Annotated in this window: 12 protein-coding genes and 1 pseudogene; 2 read left to right on the top strand and 11 right to left on the bottom strand. The window is 37.1% G+C overall.

Annotated features, from left to right (window positions below; all coding sequences use genetic code 11):
- Nucleotides 1-7 precede the first annotated feature (7 nt).
- From KGF86_RS01935 to KGF86_RS01920, 4 genes and pseudogenes are all read right to left on the bottom strand, one after another.
- Nucleotides 8-1,951, bottom strand: a complete 1,944-nt coding sequence (locus tag KGF86_RS01935; RefSeq protein ID WP_211741002.1) for a DUF3732 domain-containing protein — start codon at nucleotides 1,949-1,951, stop codon at nucleotides 8-10.
- On the bottom strand, nucleotides 1,952-2,431 hold the full coding sequence (locus KGF86_RS01930) for a three component ABC system middle component (RefSeq protein WP_211741001.1): 480 nt from the start codon (nucleotides 2,429-2,431) through the stop codon (nucleotides 1,952-1,954).
- 2 nt (nucleotides 2,432-2,433) lie between these two features.
- A complete protein-coding gene (locus KGF86_RS01925) occupies nucleotides 2,434-3,630 on the bottom strand; it encodes an ABC-three component system protein (protein ID WP_211741000.1) in 1,197 nt (398 codons plus the stop codon).
- A 175-nt stretch (nucleotides 3,631-3,805) separates the two neighbouring features.
- A pseudogene (locus tag KGF86_RS01920) lies at nucleotides 3,806-4,597 on the bottom strand (SpoVR family protein); the annotation flags it as partial.
- 314 nt (nucleotides 4,598-4,911) lie between these two features.
- On the opposite strand from KGF86_RS01920, the gene KGF86_RS01915 reads away from it, so the two are divergent.
- Nucleotides 4,912-5,910, top strand: coding sequence for a metal ABC transporter solute-binding protein, Zn/Mn family (locus tag KGF86_RS01915; protein ID WP_246521264.1), 999 nt, complete (start codon nucleotides 4,912-4,914; stop codon nucleotides 5,908-5,910).
- 168 nt (nucleotides 5,911-6,078) lie between these two features.
- Here the strand turns inward: KGF86_RS01915 and KGF86_RS01910 are convergent, their stop codons facing one another.
- From KGF86_RS01910 to htpG, 3 genes are all read right to left on the bottom strand, one after another.
- Nucleotides 6,079-6,672: a hypothetical protein gene (locus KGF86_RS01910; protein ID WP_211740999.1), complete on the bottom strand. Its 594-nt coding sequence runs from the start codon at nucleotides 6,670-6,672 to the stop codon at nucleotides 6,079-6,081.
- Nucleotides 6,659-7,237 (bottom strand): RNA polymerase sigma factor, encoded by a 579-nt coding sequence (locus KGF86_RS01905; RefSeq protein WP_246521262.1) that lies wholly within the window; start codon nucleotides 7,235-7,237, stop codon nucleotides 6,659-6,661. The genes KGF86_RS01910 and KGF86_RS01905 overlap by 14 nt, the downstream gene beginning before the upstream one ends.
- A gap of 146 nt (nucleotides 7,238-7,383) precedes the next feature.
- The gene (gene htpG / locus KGF86_RS01900; protein ID WP_211740998.1) at nucleotides 7,384-9,267 is read right to left on the bottom strand and encodes a molecular chaperone HtpG; all 1,884 of its coding nucleotides are present in this window, start codon (nucleotides 9,265-9,267) and stop codon (nucleotides 7,384-7,386) included.
- Between the two features lie 176 nt (nucleotides 9,268-9,443).
- Here htpG and ymzB point away from each other — a divergent pair, with 176 nt between their 5' ends.
- Nucleotides 9,444-9,794 carry a protein YmzB gene (ymzB, locus tag KGF86_RS01895; protein ID WP_211740997.1) on the top strand — a complete coding sequence of 117 codons (351 nt, stop codon included), beginning with the start codon at nucleotides 9,444-9,446 and terminating at the stop codon, nucleotides 9,792-9,794.
- A gap of 187 nt (nucleotides 9,795-9,981) precedes the next feature.
- Here ymzB and KGF86_RS01890 read toward each other — a convergent pair whose 3' ends face one another.
- The 4 genes from KGF86_RS01890 to yhbH form a co-directional block, all read right to left on the bottom strand.
- Nucleotides 9,982-11,112, bottom strand: a complete 1,131-nt coding sequence (locus tag KGF86_RS01890; RefSeq protein WP_211740996.1) for a response regulator — start codon at nucleotides 11,110-11,112, stop codon at nucleotides 9,982-9,984.
- Between the two features lie 385 nt (nucleotides 11,113-11,497).
- Nucleotides 11,498-12,082: a class D sortase gene (locus tag KGF86_RS01885; RefSeq protein WP_211740995.1), complete on the bottom strand. Its 585-nt coding sequence runs from the start codon at nucleotides 12,080-12,082 to the stop codon at nucleotides 11,498-11,500.
- A gap of 193 nt (nucleotides 12,083-12,275) precedes the next feature.
- Nucleotides 12,276-19,109, bottom strand: coding sequence for an isopeptide-forming domain-containing fimbrial protein (locus KGF86_RS01880; RefSeq protein WP_211740994.1), 6,834 nt, complete (start codon nucleotides 19,107-19,109; stop codon nucleotides 12,276-12,278).
- Nucleotides 19,110-19,410: 301 nt separating this feature from the next.
- Nucleotides 19,411-20,595, bottom strand: coding sequence for a sporulation protein YhbH (gene yhbH, locus KGF86_RS01875; protein ID WP_186868061.1), 1,185 nt, complete (start codon nucleotides 20,593-20,595; stop codon nucleotides 19,411-19,413).
- Nucleotides 20,596-20,663: the final 68 nt, after the last annotated feature.

Raw genomic sequence — 20,663 nt, 5'->3', positions numbered from 1 at the left:
TCATTTATTAAACCTTTTCCCACTCTAATGGAATTAATGCTTTATCTCCTCTCCACCTCTGTGAAACTGCAGATTGAAATTTCTTATTTTCTAAATCAGCATGGTCTAATACTATGATTTGAAAAGATGAAACTTCTTCTACAAATTTAAACATTAAATCAAACAAACGATTTACCGCCTTTAAGTCCTCATCTTTTAAAGATTTAATATCTTCTTTAAGATCTTCCTTTTTTGTATTTGGAAAATAAACTTGTGTAGGCTGATCTATAACTAAAAACTTTGGCACAGGTCTTGAATTAGTGACAAAATATTTATGTAGTGCTAAATGAGCTAGAACATGAAGTGAAACCCAATTCTCCCCACTCCCTATCTTGTATAGTGGTATAGACTTTTCATCGTCATCGACTACCACAGTTAATTTGTTAAAGTCTAGCCTTATAGGTTTATTACTATGTTCCAGTTGTAATGAATTAGATCTTGATGTCATATCCATATTAATTTTAAAATTCACTGACTCTAATCTGTTTTTTATTTCATCTTCACTCAATTGATATTCAAGTTCCCCAATTAGCTCTTCCATCTCATGTTGCTTAACTTTTAAGTCCTCAATTTCATTACTTAGTTTTACACTATCTAGGAATAAACTTATTCTCCCAACAACTCTGCTTTGGGAAAAACTATGATTCCGAATGCCATTGGAGCTTTGTTCAAGGCTATGAATACTATTAATCTGATCTTTTATCAATATAATGGAGTTTTTAATAGCATTAATCTCATCATTCAAAGATTCCAAGTATTTTCTAACCTTCGGAATTTCATTTTTACTTGTTCCCAATTCTTGTGAAATTTGGTTTAAACTTTGATTAATATCGGAAACCGGCGTCCTTGTAGAGCTCAATTTACTTTGGCAAAGTGGACACTCTGAAATATTGTGCTTCGGATTACTAAATAAATCTAGAGAAGTTAGCCTTGTTTTTTGTTCAAATAATTCATATTCATAGTTATCAACATCCTTCAAATACTTTTCAGTTAAAGCATATTCTTGTTGCTTATCAAAGTATTGCTTCTGTAAGTTATACAATTTATCCTGTAAACCATCAATTTGGCTCTCTCCTATACTAGGATCATAATTAGGAGTCCAACTGTCGACCTTTACGGCTAATAAATTTATAACTTCATTTAAATTCTCTTCCATACCCTCTACTTCATCTTTATCTATTAGTCCGACTTCAATAGCCTCAGTAATTAATGAATATGCCTTACTTGAATTATCACCCTTGATCAATTCCTCCTCATTTATTCTTTTATTAATACGTTTTAGCTCTCTTTTTGCAGTAGTTAATTGATTTCTAATCTTAATCTCATTCTCATTAACAACTCCCAAGAAGTATTGTAATGTATCCTTTATACTTAACATTTTAAAAGGGTCATTTTGCCTATGAAATAGTATACTTTTAGATGCTATCTCGTCTTGACCTTGAAAACAAAAAGTTAGAGCGTGTCTTAAATTTGCTTCACTTGGCAACCTTGTACTGTTTTGGGAAGGAATATGTAAGTTATCTTCAATACCCAGTTTATTTGATAAAAGAGAAATCATAGCCTTTATTGTAGTATTCCCTTCTAGGATAATATTTGGCAAAGATACACTTTGTCCCACTTCAAAATATACCTCATTCGAGGAATTGAACTGGGGTTTGGGATTTCTTCTGGCTATGAAAACTTCTTCATCCTTATTGAAAGATAAAAGAAGTGCAAACCAATCTACAGACTTTCTAATAATTCCTTCAGCCACATTACATTCATCACTTCCCAAACAATAGTCAATAATGTCAATTATTGCTGACTTACCTTTTTTGGAAGCTCCAGTGATAATGTTTACTTTATCAAGTTCTAATGGAACAATTCTTCTTTGCCCCTTTGAATTATATAGTACAATTTTTTTGATTTGCATTTACGGTTTCACTCCAAACATCGAGAAGATTGTAGTTTCTTTTCCTGCTTTACCAAACCATCTTCCGAGTATTTCAGCAGCATTAAAACATTCCTGAACCTCAGTATTTTCAAACTGCTTATTTTTTCTGCGGTAATTTTTAACAAGGATTTTATTCTTATTTACACTTATATAACCATTAGAAAGCAGGAAAATTAACGCTTCATTAGTTATTGGGACCATACTCTTAATTCTATTGGCGGATTTTATTTTAAGTTGCACCTCAGTATCTAGCCAAACATGTAGATGCTTTCTAGAATTATTAGATATAGATATTCTAGTTTCCTCATGCAACACTAACGGTAAAATGAAATATACTATACTGTACGGGAACAAAGCACCTGTGTTTTTTTCATAACTTTTAATACACCTTCTAATTACTTCTCCACAAAATGCAGAGTTTAACAAATTTCTAACTTCAACTGGCTGATTCTGCAACATATTTATTCTCCTACTGCTTTAGTGATTATGCTTTTTAATCTTTCTTCAAATTCTAAATGCCACCCAACCCTAAGTTCATTTGCTAGAATTTGATAACTACCTCTCATAATAAAAGGGTCATCTGCACGTTTCCTTATATGTATATCTAAACTTTGTACAGTTCGATACAGTGTTCTACCCGATTCTATATATGTAAGATTTGTCTTCTTTCCAATCAAATCAATGTCTTCAACCATATTGTCAAAGAGCCTTTCCCACTCTTCAATTAATCTATCCTCATATTTCCTAATATCATCATCAAATATTAGATCTTTTCTAACCCACTGTGATCTATGATAATAAGCGTTCATATAATCATTAACCGCCTTAAGAATATTTCTATTATTAAGTGAAATTAACCTTAATTGCTCAACAAATGGGCGTTGATCACTATCAATCTCATGTGAATCAAAATCAAATTCATAATCATAAATTGGTAAATTATCTTTATTATATTCATCTCTAATGTCGTGGAGTTTATTAAGTATCATTTCTTTAGAAATTGGTAGGTTTGAACCATTATTTAGGTGAAGAATTGTATGATTAAACCACCATCCCTCTATTCTTTCAAGGACATCATCAACAAATTCTTGTCTCGAAGTAAGTAAAAGGATTTGTTTTAATTTATTATCTAAATCCTCGATTCTAGTTTCTGAGTTTACTATAGTAATTGAATTTGCTAATAACTTTTTCTGCTTAGCATTTAATTTGCGATAGCGTTCATAACTAGTCTTGTTACTTTTATTACTATTACTTTTAGATACTTGATCCATTATAGTTACAGCCGTTGTTACATTTCTCTTCTTAGACTCTTTAGGCAATAATGCCTCTGCAAGTGTGTTATTAGGCTTTATATCAGCTGTGGTAATTAGTACCAACAACACTTTATCATCTTCTGTAATTTTGCCATTTATAATATATTCACTCCAAATTCTTATTGTTTTCCAAAGGTCAACAGATGTATTGGATAACGAAGCTCCCTTTGCTCTATGCTTTGTTTGTAACAGTTCCTTTGGTTTACCATTAGATTCAAAAGTAATATCATCTAACCCCTCAATTTTCACGGAGTAATTCTCTTCTCTTTGTAATATCTTATACAATGCGTATCTAGCTTGATAAAGATAACCAAGCATAGGTCCTTGGGCTGAGAATCCTGCCATATTTTAACACCTCCATATATATAATAGCAAAAACAGTAGTGTTTTTCTAAATGTTTAGTGATTAGCAAAATATAAGTTGAGAATAAATTAAAAGAGCTTATTGAAATGAATATTTAATCATTTCAATAAGCTCTTTATTTACCTATCCCGCTCAGGTATATAAAACATTATTAGAATACGAAGCCCAGCCCTCATTCATGATTTTTGTCTCCAACTGTGGCCAAAAATAAAGCATTTCCTCACGCATCATTGTCAGAATATCGCGTTGCCAATCCTCTAATTCTCGGCTGTAATGCTCAATAAAGAGGAGCAAATCCTTTTCCGGCTTTGGCGGGAATTTCTTCCGCTTCTTTACACTTGGCTTCTCCTCTTTTTCTTTTTCATCTAATCCCCATAAATCATCATATGGGGAAGTGGCCTTCTTAATTGGGGACTCCTCCTCATCCCAAGCATACTCCGCAAGCTTAGGGCGCACGATGGAAGGGTCGATATGTTCTTGAATAGCAAGTACGGCATCTAAGAATTTCTCCACTTCATCTCTACCATGCAGAAGCTCATAGTGGGCAATACGTTCTGCGGTTGCTGTCATGCTTTCGACCATATCCCTTCTCGTATTGGAGAAACGAACATTATTTTTAAAGAAATCACAATGAGCTAGAACATGAGCAATGATTAATTTATTCTGAATCAGACTATTCGTATTTAATAAGAAGGCATAGCATGGATCGGAATTAATGACTAGCTCGTATATTTGACTTAAGCCTAAATCATATTGTAGCTTCATCCGGTGGAATTGTTTTCCAAAGCTCCAATGAGAAAAGCGTGTTGGCATACCATAGGCACCAAACGTATAAATGATATCGGCTGGACATATTTCATAACGCATCGGATAAAAATCTAACCCAAACCCTTCTGCAATTTCTGTAATTTCCTCAATTGCTTTATGCAGCTCTTTTGCATCGGTCAATGATGATCCCTCCAAAATATGCTTTTTATAGTTTATGAGGGAGTAAAGGAATGATGAACCACATAAAGGAATAATGTGACACCCCATTTAGAAGAGATAGAAAGTTTTTCCACTTAAGGCTTAGCAACGAAAGGCTATAAATAAAGGATTCCTATACAAATTCGTTATTCTGACGGCATTTGAATTTCAATTCGCTCATTGTTACATCAATTATGACAACTTACGAAATCAGCTTAAATCGTAACAACTACTATTTACAAAACGTAACCGTTCCGATATAATCATTTCTGAACGATTTAAGGGAGAGTTGTCATTTGAAAAATATCTGGTTATTAACTAGTTTTATAGGATTACTATTACTATTAGCAGCATGCAACACGAATGATGAAAATGCATCATCAGCTGCTGGTGTTCAAAATACAGACGATACACTAACGATTTTCACTTCTATCTATCCATTAGAAGATTTTGCAAAAAAAATCGGTGGAGAGCATGTACAAGTAAATACCCTTATCCCACCAGGAGCAGACAGCCATACGTTTGAACCTACCTCTAAGGATATCTTAGATATTGCCAAGGCAGATGCCTTTATCTTTAATGGACTTGGTATGGAGTCGTACGCGGAAAAAGTAAAGGAAACACTGAAGAAAGAAGATGTGGTATTCGTGGAGGCAGCAGAAGGTATTGAAGCTATTCCACATGATCATGAGCATCATGGCGAAGAAGCTAGTCATGATCACGACGGCGATGACCACCAGGATTCAGAACATGATGACGGTCATCACCATGGGGATCAAGACCCTCATGTATGGATTGACCCATATCAGGCGATCGTTCTCGCTGAAAATATTAAAAATACACTCGTTGATCTAAAGCCTGATGCACGTGAAGAGTTCGAGGAAAACTTTGAAACATTGAAACAAGACTTGGAAGCATTAGATGAGGAATTCCATCAATTAGTAGATTCCAAGGAAAATCCGGAGATGATTGTCTCACACGCTGCCTATGGTTATTGGGAGAAAAGCTACGGCATTAAGTCCATCCCAATTGCCGGTCTATCTTCTAGCCAAGAGCCGTCTCAAAGTGAATTAACAAAGCTAATCCAAGTTGCAAAAGAAAAGGATTTAAAATACGTTATCTTTGAACAAAATATAACCCCTAAAGTTGCAAAAGTTATTCAAGACGAGATTGGTGCGGAAGCCCTGTATTTGCATAATTTATCCACACTGACAGATGAGGATATCGAAAGTGGAGAAGATTACTTCAGTTTAATGGAGCGAAACTTGGAAACATTAGATAAAGCATTACGATAACACTTTACATCTGAAAACAGTAGTGAACAACTATAATAAACTACAAGAAAGCTTGGAAATGGGTTTGACCCTCATTCCAAGCTTGCTTCATCTTGTTATTGTATTTAACGTACCCGCTATACCGCACATTTATCCAAAAATAGGATATTTAAGCTTTGTCGTCTCTAGCTATTCTATTAGAAATTCGACTTGCCTATCTTGATTTAATGAAAGGTAGAAATTCTTAAAGTGACTTATTTCATCCTTATCCTTCATTTCAAAATTAACATCACTAATGCTTGCAGAATACTTACTGAAATCCTCATCACTTTCATGAAGGGTTAATTTTATTTCTAAAAACTCATTTTCATTTTCAAATTGAAGGACAAGCAGATCATCATGTAGTTCATACTTCCCGTCACCATACCTATTACTTGTAAATCCATTTCCACCTTTAAATTCTATTGTCATAATAGAATCATATTTCATCGGTCCACCCTCTAGTGGCATATATGGATGAGCAAGTCTGAAGGTTTGACCAGATAAATCATCGCTAGGCGTAGAGCCAAAAGGTAATATGCTTAACACAAGTGGAACAAAAATAGCTAGACAAGCAATAGCCGCTATATAAGGAAGAACTTTGGAAGTTATCTTTCTTTTCCTAGGAATAGGCTTAACCTTAGCCCACAATTCTTCTTTTAATCCCTCTGGCACCTTAATTGAATCCGTCTCCTTGGTTATGTGTTCTTTTATGTTCTCTTCTTTTAGATTATGATTCAACACCATTATCACCTCCCAATTGATACTGATCATATAATTTCTGTTTTGCACGATATATTCTTGATTTAACGGTTCCTAATTTAATCGAAAGTAGGCTTGCAATTTCTTTCTCTGTTAAATCTTCTATATATTTCAAAATCAATACTTGTTTTTGGTCTGGTGGAATAGCATCTAGATAATTTTCTAACTCATCTTTCTTATAATTAAATTCATCTGAGATGGCAATATGTTCTTCTTTTAATTCATATGCTAGTTGTTTCTTATTTTTATTATAAATATCAATAGCCGTACGTGTTGCAATAGTAGTAATCCAAGCATTAAGTTTGGATTGCTGCTTCATTTTCCCCCAATTTTTAAATACCTTTATAAAGGTATCATGTGTCGCATCTTTGGCTAGCTCCTCATTTTTCAAGATATAAAAGGCAGTTTTATACACTTTCTCGAAATAGACTTCATATATTGCTGCTTCATTTAGCCCACTAATCCCAAACACCCCCTGTATATATACAGACCGTATAACACCTTGAAAAGTTCCTCTTTGACTAAAATTTTTAAGCTCTACATTCAATTACAATATAACAGGATTTTAACACACCTAATACACAACCAATTCCATTTTTAACCACAAAAAAATAGTGCTATCCCCAGGATGAGATAGCACTATATATTTCTCAATAAAATTTTAGAATTTCCCACTACTATTGTTAACGATTATTAAGCCGTAACCATGACTTTACATATATTATTCGTAAATTCAACTGGATCCTCTACTGGTAGGCCTTCAATTAGTAGTGCTTGATTGAACAGAATGTTAGTGAATAGATCTAATCTTTCTTTATCCTTCTCAAATGCATCCTTTAATGTTTGGAAGACTTCATGGTTTGGATTAATTTCTAGTACCTTCTCCGCTTTTACATGCTGGTTATTATCTGGCATCGCATTAATAACCTTTTCCATCTCAATTGAGATTTCTCCATCTGCAGTTAAGCATACTGGATGAGAACGTAAACGCTTGGATAGTCGAACTTCTTTTACCTTTCCAGCTAGCTTTTCCTTCATGTATTCGAAAAGCTCTTTGTATTCCGTTGTTTCTTCTTCTGTTGTCTTATCGTCTTCTGAGTCAATGCCTAAGTCTTGGCTAGAAACAGATTTGAATTCTTTTTCCTCATAGCTCAAAAGCATGCGGATAGCGAATTCATCGATTTCTTCTGTAAAGTATAGAATTTCATAGCCTTTATCCGCTACAAGCTCTGTTTGTGGAAGCTTGTCTATACGGTCAATAGAATCACCTGTTGCATAGTAAATATACTTTTGATCCTCTGGCATTCTGGATACATACTCTGCCAAGGTCACCAGCTTCTTCTCTTTAGAGGAGTAGAATAGTAGTAGATCTTTTAGTGTATCTTTATTCGCTCCAAATTCGTTATACACACCAAATTTCAACTGACGACCAAATGCTTGGAAGAATTTCTCATATTTTTCTCGATCATCTCGTTGCAGATTGATCAGCTGTTGTTTAATTTTCTTATTAATATTTTTTGCAATAAGCTTTAATTGTCTATCATGCTGTAGCATTTCTCGGGAAATGTTCAGGGATAGGTCCTCTGAATCGACAAGTCCCTTTACAAAGCTAAAGTGGTCTGGAATCAAGTCTCCACACTTCTCCATAATTAGTACACCATTGGAATATAGCTCTAATCCCTTTTCATAATCCTGCGAGTAGTAATCAAATGGACGGTTTTCCGGAATAAAAAGAAGCGCATTATAACGAATGGTACCGTCGACACTTAAATGAATATGTTTTAATGGTTTATCAAAACCATATCGCTTCTCACGATAGAAGTTCTCATAGTCCTCATCAGATAGCTCGCTTTTATTCTTTTTCCAGATTGGAACCATGCTGTTGATGGTTTCTTCCTCTTTATAGTCGATATATTCATCGCTATCGTCATCCTTCTTGCTTTTCGTTACTTCCATCTTAATAGGATAACGAATGAAATCGGAATACTTCTTCACAATCTCTTTCAGACGATATTCTTCTAAGTATTCATCATAATTCTCATCTTCTGTGTTTGCTTTTAGCTTTAATGTAATTTCTGTTCCAACTGAATCTTTTGACGCAGCTTCTAGCGTATAGCCATCTGTACCTTTGGACTCCCACTTGAACGCTTTCTCACTTCCTAATGCTCTACTTACTACCGTTACAACATCTGCAACCATAAACGCTGCATAGAATCCAACACCAAATTGTCCGATAATGTCATGACCATCTTTAATTTCATTTTCATTTTTAAAGCTTAAGGAACCACTTTTAGCAATAGTACCTAAGTTTTTCTCTAGCTCTTCTTGGGTCATTCCAATACCAGTATCGGTAATTTTTAATGTTCTTGCCTCTTTATCCGCTTCAATCTTTATATAGTAATCACTTTGATTAAAGGTTAAATTCTCATCGGTTAATGCTTTGTAGTAAATCTTATCGATTGCATCACTCGCATTTGAAATTAGCTCACGCAAGAATACCTCACGCTGTGAATAAATAGAGTTAATCATTAACTCTAATAACCGCTTCGATTCTGCTTTAAATTTCCTTTTCCCCATGCTCAACACTCCTCATGATAAATAGTTTCGATTAGATTATTTTTAGCACTCTACAGCCGAGAGTGCTAATCACTACCACATAAATACCATATTTTATGAAAAGGTGTCAATTGGTAAGGATAGATTTCGCATATTTCTATACGGTTTAGGAGAATTTATAAGCAGGAGGGATGGTTATGGAACATCAATTTTTATCTGTTGAAGCATTTAACGAGCTTATTCAACAGTGGAGCGGAAGACAAGTTAAAATAACGAAGCACGAAATGGACGATGTTGACCAAATCGTGCTTCATTTAGAAAGTGTATCGTACGACCGTAATACGCGTAGAATAGATGATTATGTGCCCATGCACAGTCTACAGTTAAATGGGGAAGGTCAGATTCAAACATTGGCAACGATGAGTACACAGCCCCTTCCTTCTCCTTCTTACGAAATACCGCTACAGGACAGTACCATGTATGAATTTGATGGGGAAAAATTTTTTATTACGACAGAGCGTGGGGTTTATAAGGTAGAGTTGGCTTAAGTGTGATAGGGGCCAATTTAATGGCCCTTTTTTCTTTGCACAAAAAAGCCTCTCTCGTGTTTTACGACAGAATTCGCATGGCATGATTACCACCCTTTTAGATAAAATTCCATTGCGTTAGGATATTCCACTTATATTCCTCACCTATCATGTGTAAGCTCTTTATTATAAAAAACCTATATGTGAGTTATACTTTTTTACGCTTCCAATTCTTGTACCAATTCCTTATCATCCGACTAGGTTCTACACCTAGCTCTCTTGTCAATAGACTAGTTAACCTTCGATATTGCTCTTCCACCGCTATTAGTTTATTCATGGTAGCATATATTTTCATCAGTTCAAAGTAACTCTCTTCTACATCAGGATACATTTGCTGTATCCTCTGGCAGATCTTAATAGCATCTTCATGGTTTCCTTTACCTTGATAAAAATTTATTAAATTTATACTATGGTTCAACCACAGCTGTTTAAACCGCTCTTTCTCTGCCTCTGCCCATAAATATCCAAATTCCCCCAGATAGTCCCCTTTATATTCATAAAATACATGCTCATATTCCATATAGTTCTTATCCGATATCGGTTCTAATTGGTTTAAATGTTGTTCCCATTCCTCGGTATCAATTTTGATATTATCAACAGTTAAAGTATATCCACCGTTACCACTTTGAATAGACAACGATTCTAAGCCATACTGTTTAAGGGTTCTTCGAATGTGATAGATAGTTGTATAAAGCTGTTGGGTATTATTAGTGGATGGCCAAAGTAGGTCGACCAGTATCTCCTTATTAATCATTTTCCCTCTGTTATGGAACAAGTACGCGAAAAGCTCCTGCGCCTTTGATGTTCGCCACTTTAAGGCTTCTTCCTTATAATCTGGTCCTTTTACTTTAATTTGATTAAAGCATTGAATCCAAGCCTTATCCATTCCCCCCTCCGTACTAGGTAAGGGACTGTTACTAATGCGGCGCTGTAATTGTGTTAGAGACTTTCTCAAGCGATTTCCCAAGATAGGCTTTAATATGTAATCAAACGCAAATAATTCAAAGGCCTCTATCGCATACTCATTATAGCCAGTTACAAAAACGATTTCTATATGATGATTTATCTCCTGAATTTTTCCTGCTAATTCGAGACCATTCATTCCCGGCATTTCAATATCTAAAAATACTACATCAGGAGAGATTACTTCTATTTCCTTTAGTGCCTGTGATGCATTCTGATATGCCCCAACCACTTCTATTTCGTCGATGTATTCCGCAAACAGATGCTCAAGTCTCGTTAATGCTAGATGCTCATCGTCGATTAGAATCACTTTCATTGATTCACTCTCTCCCTTCGCCAATTCAATGATGTAAATAAATTAGTATAACGTACACTTTCATTCAACAGTACTATGGATTTATAAATTTAAGAATTCATTGATAATCATACAACACGGCCTTGATAATTTAAAGGATAACTACCAAAATATAGATACGAAGAAAAGGTAATTCGTAAAGTTTTTATCTACTATAACAAGTGATAATTATACATTTAAGGCAGACAATACCAGGTAGTCCTACTAAAGTAACCAAAACATGGAGCTACGTAATAAAAGTATTTTATAAAATTAAAAAACCGTTGATAATCATGATTAAATCTCATCAACGGTTATGACTAGCTATTTAAAATAATATCGGTTGTATTTAAATGAAATAGGCTGTTTAGTCGACTCTTTTTGCTGTAAAAATAAAACGCTCTGGTGCATCTCCAATATAGCCAAAAGGATAACACGTTGTAACAGTTAATATTTCTTCGGGCGCAGTAGGCTTAATAACCGTAAGATCATCAGCATCTACAATTTTTGTATCCACAATCTCGTAGGTAAATTCTCCATATTGTAATTTAACAATAAACTGATCGCCAATACCTATTTGGTCAAATTTTTTAAATACCGTGTCACGATGTCCGGATAACACGATTTGGTCATTTTGATTAGGTAAAGCAGTCCCTATATAGTGACCAACACCTTTACGAAGCTGTTCACTATCTGTGCCCTCTACTATTGGTAGCTCCTCATCGATTTTAGGCACTTCTAATATACCGATTGCATCCCCTATTTGAAAATCGGGGATATCTATCTCTTCCTCTTCTTGCGGTGGAGATTCTGAGATTAGCCCTTTAGCTTCTACCAATAATTTATCCTGCTGTTGGGCTGAATTCCATATATTAAATATGGAATATCCAGTCAAGGTAACACCAGCTGCAATTAATAATACAGTAACAAAGGAAAATATCTTTTTTACCATGCTATTTCATCACCTAACTTTCGCGCGATTCTAACTACTCTTATCATAACTGCTTCTTGGGTATATGTTAATAGATAAAGTATCCTATTTTAAGTAATATTTACAAAAAAGCGCTTTGGTATAGAACAGTGAAAAAAGAAAGATAGTCTCCCAGCTGTTCTAACTGGTATGACTATCTCCTTTTACCAATACTTTAGTCTCTTGCTACTTTCCTCCTTGAAATCCATACCACTAAACCTAATAGAAATAATGCTGCACCTATAAGAAGGAAATTATAGTGATTAGTTGCTGTTTTTGGCAGTTCCTTGCCACTTACAGGAGCTTCCCTATTTCCATCCTTATTATTTGTTGGATTAGGTCCACCATTTTGATCCTCATCTTCTGGGCTTGGCTTTACCGGAGGATTCGTTACTTCTTTTTCAATCGTAATCGCTTCTATTGGTGTTTCTGGATTATCGATGTTGCCTCCATCTACGGTTGCAATATTTTCAATTGTATCACCGGTTTGTTTCGAATCGATTAAGGCATGGAAGGTAATGGTTCTCCACTCCGTATCAGCAACATCACCAAAGCTTGCAGTAATGGTCCCATCTTTGTAGCTACCATTCCCATCATGGCTTACCTCAATAGTTCCTTCTACAAAGGAAAGTCCTTTCGGTAGAGCGTCCGAGATTACAAGGTCTTCAATGACACTATCTTGCACTGTATTTCTAGCTTTTATGGTGTAAATGACCCTGTCGCCTACTTCATAAATATTCTTGCCCTCTTTAGCATTAACTGCTGTCTTCTCCGATTCAACTTCCGGATTACGAGGATAGATTCTTACTTCATTTTCTGGTTTATCTGATGAGGTAACATTGTCACCTTCTACCACTGCGATATTGGTGATATCCTTACCTGCTTGTCCTTCTTTAACTTTCACCTGGAAGATTATAGAATGCCATTCGGTATCTGTAATATCGCCAAATTCAGCTAATATTTCCCCATTAATACTCTCACCAGCATCATCATCTTCAGCATCAGTTACAGAATTTCCATCTACAGTTAAAGTACCTGTTAAATATTCCAATCCATCTGGGATTGTGTCAGCGATTATTAGATTGGATACCAGACTATCTGGTACGGTATTACGGGTCTGGATGGTATAGGTTAGAATATCCCCAACCTCTGCATAATCCTTGTTAGAATTGCCTTCCGCTTTTTCTGTAATAGCTGACGTTTTTTCTGACTCTAGTTCAGGATCTCTAGGATTAACCGTAATTTCATTTTCGGGTTTATCTGGAACTTCTATATTACCACCGTCAACTGTCGCGATATTTTGAAGTGTTTTTCCAACTTGGCCAGAATCAATCGTAGCTTGGAAGGTGACAGTACGCCATTCTGTATCTGACACATCGCCAAATTTTGCTGTAATTATTCCGTTACGGAAATCAGCGACTCCTTCATGACTTGCTTCAAGGCTTCCTTCTATAAAGGTAAGTCCTTCTGGCAATACATCCGTAATTTCAAAGTTAGTCACTAGACTTTCTTTTACAGTATTGCGAGCTTGAATAGTATATTCAATTGTATCTCCTACTTGGTAGGCCTTATTGTTCGAATTGCCTTCTCCTTTTTCCACAATACTAGAGCTTTTCTCGGATTCAAGTACCGGAATTCTTGGATAGACAAGCAGCTCGTGCTTTGGTTCCTCCGGTGTATCGACATTTTCTCCATCAACTAATGCAATGTTGATAATATCTTGACCGGCTTGACCAGCCCCAACTACTACCTGGAAGGTTAACGTGTGCCATTCGGTATCCGTGATATCACCAAATGCTCCGAGGATTTCTCCGTCTACACTATGACCGGCGTCATCATCTGCTTCATCTGTGACGGAAACGCCATCCACAGTTAGCGACCCCACTACATATTCCAAGCCTTCTGGAATGGTGTCGCGAATAGTAAGGCTTTCTACCAGACTATCTTCTATTGTGTTGCGTGTTTGAATCGTATAGGTTAAGATGTCCCCTACTTCTGCATGTTCTGTATCTGTGTTACCTTCCAATTTTTCGGCAATACTAGCTGATTTTTCCGAATCTAACTTCGGTTCTTTTGGATCGACTGTAATTTCTTTTGCTGGTTTGTCCGGCTCGTCGAAATTATCTCCATCTACCGTTGCGGTATTATTGATGGTTTGACCGGATTGACCGGAATCAATCGTCGCTAGGAACGTTACGATTCGCCATTCGATATCGGTGACATCTCCAAACGCTGCCGTTATAGTTCCGTCTTCGAAGTTGCCGCTTCCATCATGGCTTAATTCTAAGCTATCTTCTACGTAGGAAAGGCCTTCTGGTAGAACATCGGAAATAGCAAAGTTTTCCACTACACTTTCCTTCACCGTATTTCGAGCTTGGATCGTGTACTTAATCGTATCGCCTACTTCATAAACTTCTTTACCTTCTTCTACATTTTCAGCCATTTTTTCCGATTCCACTTTCGGTTCACGTGGGTATACAAGAACTTCCTCACTCGGCTCATCCGGTTCATCGATATTGTCTCCATCTACAGTTGCGATATTTTTAATATCTTGACCAGCTTGTCCTTCCCCAACTACCACTTGGAAGGTCACTTTGTGCCATTCGGTATCGGTGATGTCGCCAAATGACCCGAAGATTTCGCCATTTACACTGTGACCTGCATCATTGTCTTCTTCATCTGTGACAGCGACTCCGTCTACAGTTAATGATTCTGCTACATATTCCAGCCCCTCCGGAAGTACGTCTCGAATGGTAAGGTTTTTGACGAGACTATCTTCTACCATGTTACGTGTTTGAATCGTGTAGGTTAAGATATCTCCCACTTCTGGGTGTTCTGCATCTGTATTACCTTCAAATTTTTCTGCAATATCATAGGTCTTTTCCGATTCTAATCTCGGTTCACGTGGATCAACCTGAAACTCTTCACTTGGCTCATCTGGTTCCTCAACATTGTCTCCATCCACGGTTGCCGTGTTTTGGATGGTTTGACCGGATTGACCAGCGTCAATGGTTGCTAGGAATGTTACGATTCGCCATTCATCGTCTGTAACTTCACCGAAATTAGCAGTGATAGCTCCATTAGTGAAATTAGTCGATCCTTCGTGACTCGCTTCTAAGCTACCTTCTAAATAAGTTAGGCCTTCTGGTAATACGTCGGAAATTACAAAGTTTTCCACTACACTTTCTCTGACCGTATTACGGGCTTGGATCGTGTATTTAATCGTGTCACCGACTTGGTATTTATCGGCATCATTGTTACCTTCGCCTTTTTCTTCGATGCTAGAGAACTTATCGGATTCTAAATTAGGATTACGAGGATAGACTAGAACTTCCTCACTTGGCTCGTCTGGTTCATCGATATTGTCACCATCTACTGTTGCGATGTTTTTAATATCTTGACCAGCTTGTCCTGGACCTACTTCCACTTGGAAGGTTATAGAATGCCACTCCGTATCGGTGATGTCCCCAAATGCTCCGAAGATTTCTCCGTTTAGACTATGACCGGCGTCATCATCTTCCTCATCTGTGACCGATACGCCATCTACACTGAGTGTGCCCGTCACGTATTCCAGTCCTTCTGGAAGTTCGTCGCGGATAATAAGGTTTTTGACGAGACTATCTTCTACCGTGTTACGTGTTTGAATCGTGTAGGTTAAGATGTCCCCTACTTCTGGATGTTCTAGGTCTGTATTACCATCCGCTTTTTCAAAGACTTCTGCGGCTTTTTGAGATTCTAATACAGGCTTCTGATACGCGAGTTCCGTTGTCGTCTCATTTGATTCTGTTGTTTTACTCTCATTGGTTAATAGATTGTCATAGTTAACTTTTGCTTTATTGATAATTTCACTTACGGTATCATCTACCAGTGCTTTTACTTTAAATTGTACGGTAACGCCATTCGGTAGATCGTTTGTATTAGGTAAATCTCCTAATTCTATGATCACGTTATTACTTTCTTCATCGTACCTACCTGCATCGTCACCTTTTTGGTCCGTTAAATCCCCTGTACCTGGTCCATCGATTATTTTTAAGGAACCAGGAACATATTTGGTACCGGCAGGAATAGCGTCTTCGAATACTGCATTTGCTGCAATATCTCCACCGTTGTTCTTAACGGTTACTTCATAGGTTAATTCATCACCTGCATAAACTTCCCCCTCTGGAGAAACAGTTTTCTCTGCAACCACACATGGCTCTGTTCCTAGGAAGATGTCGTCTAGGAAGTTTCCAACTGCCTTATCACCACCGGCAGAAGAAATTGCCTCGAAACCAAAGCGTGTAACCGTTTGTCCAGCTGGAACCGTATATGTGCCAGAATAATATTTCCACTCATCTCTTCCTGTTGTTACTTCCTGAATGGTTGGGAGGCTTTGAGGTTCCGTACTTGCTGAACCTATCTTTACCGCCATTGTATCCTCACCTAGCCTACCTTTATGCGCAAGTCTCCAATAAATTATTTGCCCTGGTGTTGTCTCCACATCTTGGTATAACTGAGCCGCTTCACGACTATTTAATTCCACCATCTGTTCCCCATCAGGGACATCATTTATTAAACCTTGTTCATCATGTATAGAACCTGGCTCAAGTTGATCCATAAGGAACTTATTAAACACCTCAAAAACCTGACTGGAATCTGTTGTCTTCCATCCCGGCATTAGCGAAGCATCTAAAACATAGTATCCAGGTCCGGTAGGGTATTCTGAAGAATAAGACGGCTCTTCAAAACTACCATTAATCAACGCTACCGGTGCCGCACAAGCGTCAATTCCCTCTCTTGGTAGGATTGTATTCGTTGTTTCATTTGTTTCGGTTGTTTCTCTTTCATTTATTAATAGATTGTTATAGTTGATAAAAGCCTTGTTGATAACTTCTCTTTCAGCATCCGTGTCCAGCGCCTTTACTTTAAACTGAACCGTAATCCCATCTGGTAAGTTATTGGTGTTTGGCAAGTCGCCTAACTCTACGATGACTTTTTTCCCGTCAAAATGACCGGCATCATCACCTTCTATATCCGTTAGATTTCCCGCTCCTGGTCCATCGATAATTTTTAAAGAACCTGGAACATACTCTGTACCTTCAGGAATAGCATCTTCGAATACTGCATCGGCTGCAATATCACCACCGTTATTCTTAACAGTTACTTCATAGGTTAATTCTTGCCCAGCAAAAACCTCTCCCTCTGGGGAAACGGTTTTCTCTGCAACGACACATGGTTTTGTTCCAAGAAAAACATCATCTAATAAATTCCCCCAACGTTGATCTCCACCAGCTGCGTCTATGGAGTTAAAAGCAAATCTTGTTGTTGCTTGCCCAGCTGGTACTGTATAGGATCCAGAATAATATTCCCAACCAGTATTTCCTGTACTTATTTCCTGTATTACTGGCAGCTCATCTGCTGGGGTATCGACTGAACCTATTTGTACAGCCATAGTATCTTCACCTAAAAGTCCCCTGTGAGCTACTCTCCAATATATGGTTTGACCTGGTGTCGTTTCAACATCTTGGTACAACGCCGATACTTGATCCGCATTTAATTCAGCATATTGATTCCCATGTGGGGGATTGATTTCCATCCCTGCTAAAAGATATTCGGATTTCATAATCTGAATAAATTTATCCGAAGCAGTTGTTTGCCAACCTGGAACTTCGTGTTCGTAGAAATACTGCCAAGCATGCTCTGCTCCTGGTGAACCTGTATCCCCTGGCATTCTAGCAGTAGGTTCCTCAAAACTACCATTAATCAATGCTACCGGTACTGGACACGCCCCTACTGGTGGCTCCTCCATATCCGGTGGCTGTTCTGTAGCTGGAATCGTATCAGAAACCTCTATACAATTGACATTGGCTGAAACCGTCACTTCCGTAGAATGATCAGCATTAACCAATAAAGCATGGATTTTCCCTTCTGTATCAGACACTAATTCAGTTAAAGGCTCTCCATTCGGCCCGGTTAACTCCCCACTAGTAGTCGTAAAAGAATCCGGAACTGCACCGGCAACCGGATTACCTGAAGGGTCTGTTAAAGTCACTGTAACATTATGTACACCCGGACTGCTTGCCGACTCCGTAACTAATTCCACATTGCTTGGTGCTATTTTGTAATCATTTTGTGGATTAAGTGTCGTAATCGGTGCATAGTCATTTACAAAATACCAGCTATGAATATCATGAGTCTCATAATTAGGGGATCCTGTAGCAGCCGTAAAACCAGCGTGAAATGGCTGACCACCAAATATATTGCTAAGGTCAATGCCATCTACATCCAATACTTTATTTGCACTAGCCCTGTCTGGGGTAGTGGCTAGAAGCACCTGAACAGTTTGAGCTACACTATCATAATCGATCCACGTGTAATACATAGTCCCATTAGATAAAACAAAGCTGGTACCATTACTCGCATTATATTGGTTCAAATCAGTAAACCAACCAGGCTGATTGACTAACTCCCCATTTGTTGCGAGTCCAATGTAGTTATCAGAGGGATCTTGATAAACATCATTTTTAAATGTATCGTACTTAATCGTAAAACTAGGTGATAGTCCGTAGTATCCCACGCTACCACCTGGTACTTCTAAACTAGTTGTACCTGTCTGGAGTGTGAACGTCAAACCATCACTTGGACCTGCTGCACTTTGATTACTCATCATAAATGAAAAGGCAGTACTGAAAGAGTAATTGTTTACAGGACAAAGCTTATTGTTATTAAAAACCGCTCCACTTTGTATTGTTTCTGCTGGGGTCAAACGGATAAATTCTGCCCCATTAGGAACTTCTGCCGCACCATTTACAGTAAATAACTGATTAAATTTGTCATTGGAAAATTCATCAAATTTATATGTTAACCATTTACTATCTGTTGCAGTCGCTGTCACATCTTCTGCTGCTCCACCTTCCGCTTGAACTAAAGGAGCTATCGATGGAAAAATACTATAAAGCATTACTAGTAATATTAACAAGCAAATAGAAACTTGATGCATACCTTCCCTTACTTTTCTATTAATCCTCATCCACTTACCCCCCTCTTTTTTAACGTAAAGCACAAAAGTACAACAATAGTGCATATATTTAGACATTTAAAGATATTTTACAACAATTTCCTATACAAAAAATGGACAATTAGCATTGATTAAGATGGTTAAAATTAACCAATTTATTGAAAATTTTGTGTTCTTATCAAACATTTGTAAAAATTATCCATAAAAATAACCCCAGATTCATTGACTGAGACTATCTTTTATGTTTACTACTTTGTATTTTTACATTGCAAAAAAACCCTCAAGATTGTTAAACCTTGAGGGATCCTATCATTTATACGGTTACAGCCTCTTGTTGGAAGAAGCTTTTCATTGCATGGTACACATCACGTTTTTCTTTTAAAATATAATGGCGGAATTTCTGGTTCTCAATGCTATTATAAGCCCGCATTAAGGTGGAGTGACGATTATATATATTAACCTCTGCATAACCGAACATATTGGACACATCCATAATTTCATTCACAAGCCGGATACATTTGGGATTGTCAGAGGTAATATTCTCACCGTCGGAAAAATGAAAAGGATAAATATTATAGCTCGAAGGATTATAGCGATCTTCAATCAATTCAAGGGCTTTCGTATAGGCGGAAGAACATATCGTTCCACCACTTTCACCTTTTGTAAAAAATTCTTCTTCGGAAACTTCCTTTGCCTCTGTATGATGAGCAATAAAGGCGATATCAACTTGCTCATATTTAGTTTTAAGGAATCGGTTCATCCAGAAAAAGAAGCTTCTGGCCATATACTTCTCAAAGGACCCCATCGAGGCACTCGTATCCATCATTGCTAAAACAACTGCTTTGGACTCTTTTTTCACTTCTTCATTCCAAGTTTTGAATCGCAAGTCGTCATTATAGATTGGGGTAATACCTGGATTTCCTTCTCTAGCATTTCGTTTTAATGCGGTTAGAATGGTTCGTTTCTTATCAATATTTCCCATTAAACCTTTCTTTCGGATATCATTAAATTCTATCTTTTCGGTTACAATCTCAGCCTTTTCCTTCTCTTGCAAATTGGGTAGCTCTAACTCTTTAAATAGGGCCTCCTCTAGCTTCTCTAACGATACCTCAGCTTCATAGTAGTCACTTCCAGGCTGATCGCCTGCTTTCTTTCCATCGCCAGGACCTTGCTTTTGTTGTCCTTTCGCATTAGGATCTTTTGCTACTACATCTCCTACTTTGCTATCTCCATCCCCTTGCCCTACATGCTTTGACTTATTGTAATTGTACCTGATTTTATACTCGTCTAATGAACGAATCGGTATTTTGATTACTTCTCGGCCATTGGACATTACGATTGCTTCTTCACTAATTAAATCGGGTAAATTATTCTTAATGGCTTCCTTAACTTTATCCATATGACGCTGTTGATCTTGAAAGCCTTTGCGATGGAGGGACCAGTTTTCCTCAGAGATGACAAAGTTATGTTTACCTTCCTGCACAACATCCCCTCCCATTCTGTTTAGTAAAAAGTATCGTGCTCCTCTTTTAGAAGATTACGATACTTTTCTCTATACTATGCAAC

This window comes from Ornithinibacillus massiliensis, from assembly GCF_018310345.1.
Taxonomy (GTDB): Bacteria; Bacillota; Bacilli; order Bacillales; family Amphibacillaceae; genus Ornithinibacillus; species Ornithinibacillus massiliensis.
This window is presented reverse-complemented; position numbering and strand designations above follow the sequence as displayed.

Coding starts and splice junctions, on each gene's coding strand:
- yhbH (WP_186868061.1), bottom strand. CDS start 20,595: ATGGGAGGGGATGTTGTGCAGGAAGGTAAACATAACTTTGTCATCTCT.
- KGF86_RS01930 (WP_211741001.1), bottom strand. CDS start 2,431: ATGTTGCAGAATCAGCCAGTTGAAGTTAGAAATTTGTTAAACTCTGCA.
- KGF86_RS01890 (WP_211740996.1), bottom strand. CDS start 11,112: ATGAAAGTGATTCTAATCGACGATGAGCATCTAGCATTAACGAGACTT.
- htpG (WP_211740998.1), bottom strand. CDS start 9,267: ATGGGGAAAAGGAAATTTAAAGCAGAATCGAAGCGGTTATTAGAGTTA.
- KGF86_RS01925 (WP_211741000.1), bottom strand. CDS start 3,630: ATGGCAGGATTCTCAGCCCAAGGACCTATGCTTGGTTATCTTTATCAA.
- KGF86_RS01935 (WP_211741002.1), bottom strand. CDS start 1,951: ATGCAAATCAAAAAAATTGTACTATATAATTCAAAGGGGCAAAGAAGA.
- KGF86_RS01880 (WP_211740994.1), bottom strand. CDS start 19,109: ATGAGGATTAATAGAAAAGTAAGGGAAGGTATGCATCAAGTTTCTATT.
- ymzB (WP_211740997.1), top strand. CDS start 9,444: ATGGAACATCAATTTTTATCTGTTGAAGCATTTAACGAGCTTATTCAA.
- KGF86_RS01885 (WP_211740995.1), bottom strand. CDS start 12,082: ATGGTAAAAAAGATATTTTCCTTTGTTACTGTATTATTAATTGCAGCT.